Source organism: Caballeronia sp. M23-90 (assembly GCF_053574605.1).
In genome coordinates this window covers 1-4,727 of sequence record NZ_JBSIPA010000498.1, presented here as the reverse complement: position 1 = coordinate 4,727, position 4,727 = coordinate 1, and the positions used below count along the sequence as shown (strand labels likewise).

The 4,727-nt window shown below is 58.4% G+C and carries 5 protein-coding genes; 3 read left to right on the top strand and 2 right to left on the bottom strand.

Annotated features, from left to right (window positions below; genetic code table 11):
* The first annotated feature begins 237 nt into the window (after positions 1–237).
* Both ACRXB1_RS30950 and ACRXB1_RS30945 read left to right on the top strand, forming a co-directional pair.
* Positions 238–651, top strand: coding sequence for a gamma-glutamylcyclotransferase family protein (locus ACRXB1_RS30950; protein WP_449494211.1), 414 nt, complete (start codon positions 238–240; stop codon positions 649–651).
* A gap of 74 nt (positions 652–725) precedes the next feature.
* Positions 726–1,160: a universal stress protein gene (locus tag ACRXB1_RS30945; protein WP_075360409.1), complete on the top strand. Its 435-nt coding sequence runs from the start codon at positions 726–728 to the stop codon at positions 1,158–1,160.
* A gap of 16 nt (positions 1,161–1,176) precedes the next feature.
* Here the strand turns inward: ACRXB1_RS30945 and ACRXB1_RS30940 are convergent, their stop codons facing one another.
* Entirely contained in the window at positions 1,177–2,055 is an 879-nt protein-coding gene (locus ACRXB1_RS30940) for a LysR substrate-binding domain-containing protein (RefSeq protein ID WP_449494210.1), read from the bottom strand.
* A 136-nt stretch (positions 2,056–2,191) separates the two neighbouring features.
* Between ACRXB1_RS30940 and ACRXB1_RS30935 the strand changes: the two genes are divergently transcribed.
* Positions 2,192–2,767, top strand: a complete 576-nt coding sequence (locus ACRXB1_RS30935) for a nuclear transport factor 2 family protein (protein WP_449494209.1) — start codon at positions 2,192–2,194, stop codon at positions 2,765–2,767.
* Positions 2,768–2,865: 98 nt separating this feature from the next.
* Here ACRXB1_RS30935 and aceA read toward each other — a convergent pair whose 3' ends face one another.
* Positions 2,866–4,170: an isocitrate lyase gene (gene aceA, locus ACRXB1_RS30930; RefSeq protein WP_075360406.1), complete on the bottom strand. Its 1,305-nt coding sequence runs from the start codon at positions 4,168–4,170 to the stop codon at positions 2,866–2,868.
* Positions 4,171–4,727: the final 557 nt, after the last annotated feature.

Genomic DNA, 4,727 nt, shown 5'->3' with positions numbered 1-4,727 from the left:
TCCCGCCGGCACAGGCCGCGAACGCACGCGGATGGGGTGTGCGGGCGTAGGCGACGATTCGGCCGGAATGTCGAGGTGCTCGACTTCCTCGGCGGTCGGGCTTTCTGTCTGCTGGCGGGCGTTTATAAGCATGCGGTCTCTCGACGAATTTCATCATGATAGTCAATGCAGTGCTGTTTCTGCTCTTGGCATAATGCGCTGGCTTGTCTGCAATCGATAATTCAAGGAATCAAGCGCATGCAACACGTATTCGTCTACGGCACGCTGCGGGCCGGGGAGAGCAATGACATTCACCGCGCGGCCGAGCGCAATGGCGTCGCGGACCCGGTGCTCGTCGGTTCGGGCCGTATCCGTGGCCGGCTTTATGATTTCGGCGCATATCCAGGCGTGGTTCTTGATGCCGACGCCTCATCGGTTCATGGCGATGTTTATCGGATAGAAGATACGCTGGTTCCCGTACTCGATGAAATCGAGGAAGTCGTGCCGGGTATCAGCGGACTCTTTCGTAGTGAGCATATGCACGTGACGGTGGGGCTCGATGGACCTGCCGAAACGATCGAATGTCTGGTTTATCCGGTGAGCGACGCGGCCGTGCAGGGGCTGCCGCATATCGATCATGGCGACTGGGTGAAGCACAGGCGAGCGCGATAACTCAGGGTTGGCTTGGGCGTTCTCCGATTCCGTTACTACAATGGAAGACCACACGGAGCGGCGGGGAGCCAGCCATGTTCAAGCACATTCTCGTTCCGACGGACGGGTCGATCCTGTCGCAGAAGGCCATCGACGGCGCGATCGACCTGGCGCAATCGGTGGGCGCGCGGATCACGGCCTACGCCTGCTTGCCGCTCTATCCGTATTCCCCGTTCGCCGATGTCGCGGTCGAACCGCCCAGCGACTTCCATGAGCGATCGGAAAGGGAGGCGCGCGAGCATCTCGCCGCCGTTGAAGCGGCTGCGGCTACCGCGGGCGTGTCCTGCGACGCCGTGACGAGCGTCGAGTCGGCGCCCTACATCGGAATAATCGATATCGCCGAGCGTGATGGCTGCGATGTGATCTTCATGGCGTCGCACGGACGACGCGGGCTGGGAAGCTTGCTGATCGGCAGCGAAACGCAGCGCGTCCTGACGCATACGAAGATCCCGGTGATCGTGTATCGATAACGCAGCCGGGCAGCGTCTATCTGTTTTCACGTGCAAGCGCGAGGAAGGCGAGGACGGCTCCACTGGTTTCGTTGGCACGACTTAACAGCATCAGATCCGCCGACATCTCCGTTTCTATGATCGGCCGGTAAGTCAGGTTTGGAATCGCGACGCGAGCAACCGGCGCGGGGACAATGGCAACGCCGAACCCTGCCCCTGCGAGCGCGAGCACCGTCAACGTGCTCGACACCCGATGCACCGCCTTGGACTGCGTACCCATTTGCGCGCTCAGCATCGCCACGCTCTTTTCGCCTTCATTGAGACCGTAAAGAATGAGCGTTTCGCTGACCAACGATTTCACCGACACGCGTTTCTTTTTCGCCAGCGGATGATCCTCTGCCATGGCGATCAGCAACGGCCACGCTCCGATCTTTTCCACGATGAGTCGCGGGTCTGGCGCCGACCCCAGACTCGGGCTGTATCCGACATCGAGTTGGCCCGTAAGGATGGCCTCGCTCTGCAAATGCGGCGACATCTCGACCGGCTGCAATTCCGCATCGGGGTAGCGTTGGCGAAACGCGCGCAAGTTGTCTGTCAGCTTGCCGGTCACAACGGCGTTGCCCGCAAAGCCGACCCTGATCGTGCCGGTCTCGCCCCGCAGCGATCGCTGCACAATGTCCTTCGTGCGCTCGGCTTGCGCAAGCGTGCGCCGCGCTTCCACCAGAAGAAGGGATCCCGCCTGCGTGAGTTCGACGTTCCGGCTCGTGCGTACAAAAAGTGCGCCGCCAATTTCTTCTTCGAGCGAGCGTATTTGCATGCTCAGCGCAGGCTGCACGATGTGCAGACGTCGTGCCGCGCGACCAAAGTGCTTCTCTTCTGCAACGGCAACGAAATAACGGAGATGACGCAGGTCCACGATCGATAACTCATCAGGAAAATTGATTAATCGATCATATCAATCTACTTAACGATACGGCTCCAATGCGTGACACTACGTTCACTTTGCAGCGATCGAGAATCCGCTGCCCCCTCGCGTTAGAAGGAGATTGACTGTGCAAACGTACCTGGAAGACCGGCTCAGCATTGCGGATTTGATGACCGGATGGATTCACCGCGATCTCGCGCAATGGGACGAGTTGCGCGAACTGTTTCATCCTGACGGCACTATCGAGATCACCTGGTTCGACGGCCGCTTCAGCGATTTCGTCGATGGATCAATGAAAATGGGCGCCTCCGATCTGCGCACCAAGCATTTCATCGCGGGGCCGGTGGTCGAGTTCAACGGCAACAAGGCCATCGTCGAGACCAACGCGATGATCGTCGGCGAGAATGTTCGCCTTGGCTTGGGCTGCAGTTCGCACAACCGCTTCTACGATCGGGTCGAAAAGCGCAATGGCGTCTGGAAGATCGTGAGGCGCCAGAGCATTTACGACATGGGGTCGTTCACGTTCCCGCGCGGTATCGTCGAGATTGACGCAGCGGCCGTTGAAAAGCACCCGCGCGAATACGCACCGCTCGCTTATCTGCTCGAGAAAAGCGGCTTTCCTGTACAAAAGACCTTCGCCACCAAAGGTAGCGACCTCGAGAAGAGAATGAAGGCGGAAGGGCAGGCCTGGCTGGCGGGCTGAACAGCAGTGGTGTCAGCCACGTAGAAAAGGGCATACGGTTTTTGACCGTATGCCCTTCGCAAGCCTTAAACGTCAAGCCTCAAACCCGTCGCAGCTTCTTAAGCCACTTTTTCCTCGAAGAACTGTTCGTCTTCGGTAGAACCGTGCAACGCCGTCGTCGAGGCTTCTTTTTCAACCGCTTGCGTGACGGCATCGAAATATCCCGTGCCCACTTCACGCTGATGCTTCACAGCCGTGAATCCCTTTTCAGCCGCGGCGAACTCCGCTTCCTGCATTTCGACGAACGCGCTCATCTGGTTGCGCGCATAGCCGTGAGCGAGATTGAACATCGAATAATTCAACGCGTGGAAGCCGGCGAGCGTGATGAACTGGAACTTGTAGCCCATCGCGCCGAGTTCCTTCTGGAACTTCGCGATGGTTGCATCGTCCAGATTCTTCTTCCAGTTGAACGACGGCGAGCAGTTGTATGAAAGCAGCTTGCCCGGAAATTCGCGATGAATCGCTTCGGCAAATTTCTTCGCATACGCCAGATCCGGCTTGCCGGTTTCGCACCAGATCATGTCGGCGTACGGTGCGTATGCAAGACCACGCGATACCGCTTGTTCCAGGCCCGGCTTCGTGCGGAAAAATCCTTCGATAGTGCGTTCACCGGTGAGGAAAGGCTTGTCGTTTTCATCCACATCCGATGTGACCAGGTCAGCGGCTTCGGCATCCGTCCGTGCAAGCAGGATCGTGCGCGTGCCTGACACGTCGGCGGCCAGTCGCGCGGCCGTGAGCTTGGCGACGTTCTCACGCGTCGGCACCAGCACCTTGCCGCCCATGTGTCCGCATTTTTTCACCGATGCCAACTGGTCCTCGAAATGCACGCCGGCCGCGCCGGCTTCGATCATTGCCTTCATCAGTTCGAACGCATTCAGCACGCCGCCGAAACCGGCTTCGGCATCGGCTACGATCGGCTGGAAGAAGTCGAGATAACCCTCGTCGCCGGGGTTCTTGCCTTCCGACCACTGAATCTGATCGGCGCGCGTCAGCGTGTTGTTGATGCGCTTGACGACGAGCGGCACCGAGTTTGCCGGATACAGCGACTGGTCCGGATACATTTCGCCCGCGACGTTTGCGTCGCCTGCCACTTGCCAACCGGACAAGTAGATTGCCTTCAGGCCCGCTTTCACTTGCTGCATGGCCTGGTTGCCGGTCAGCGCGCCGAGTGCGTTGACGAACGGCTCTTCATGGATCGATGCCCACAGTTTTTCCGCTCCGCGTTTCGCCAGCGTATGTTCCACCGGCACCGAGCCGCGCAGGCGCACGACGTCATCGGCCGAGTAGCTGCGCGTGATGCCTTTCCAACGCGGGTCCGTATCCCATTGCTTCTGGAGTTCCTGAGCTTGTTGTTGACGCGACATGGCGTTTCTCCTTTGATTGCTGATAATTAACCGGATGGTCATCTGGCCGAACAAGCAGGGCGGTGCTGCTTCCTGTTGCTCAACTCTTATATAAGAGTCTAGTGAGATGAAGACATCCGATCCAGCCTTTATACGGGGATTTAGCTCAAAAAATAATCGTTTAAAATCATAGATTTGGAGCAGAAATTTCACGTCGAGAAATGACCTCTTTCATCCTGAGATTCCGAAATTTGTGCCGTGCACCAACAATTTCGCCGCCCGCAACCTCTTTCCACATCGTGAAACGTCGACCATAGGCGAAAAAAAACCGATGCACGAGGGCATCGGTTTTTTTAATCGAACAAGGCATGCAAGGCGCACGCCACGCTCTAGCTACATTTAGCTGCCACGACGCGGAGCGCGCGGGCCGTCATTGCGACGTGCTGCATAACCATCGCGCGAACCGCCGCCGAAGCCCGAACCGCCATCACGCGATCCACCGCCGCTGCGATAGCCGTCACGCGAACCACCGTCACGCGAGTCACGTGCACCAGCGCTCGCCGGCTTGTTACCCCAGC

Excerpts from the sequence above, each read along its gene's own strand:
- ACRXB1_RS30950 (WP_449494211.1), top strand. The coding sequence starts at position 238 with ATGCAACACGTATTCGTCTACGGCACGCTGCGGGCCGGGGAGAGCAAT.
- ACRXB1_RS30945 (WP_075360409.1), top strand. The coding sequence starts at position 726 with ATGTTCAAGCACATTCTCGTTCCGACGGACGGGTCGATCCTGTCGCAG.
- aceA (WP_075360406.1), bottom strand. The coding sequence starts at position 4,170 with ATGTCGCGTCAACAACAAGCTCAGGAACTCCAGAAGCAATGGGATACG.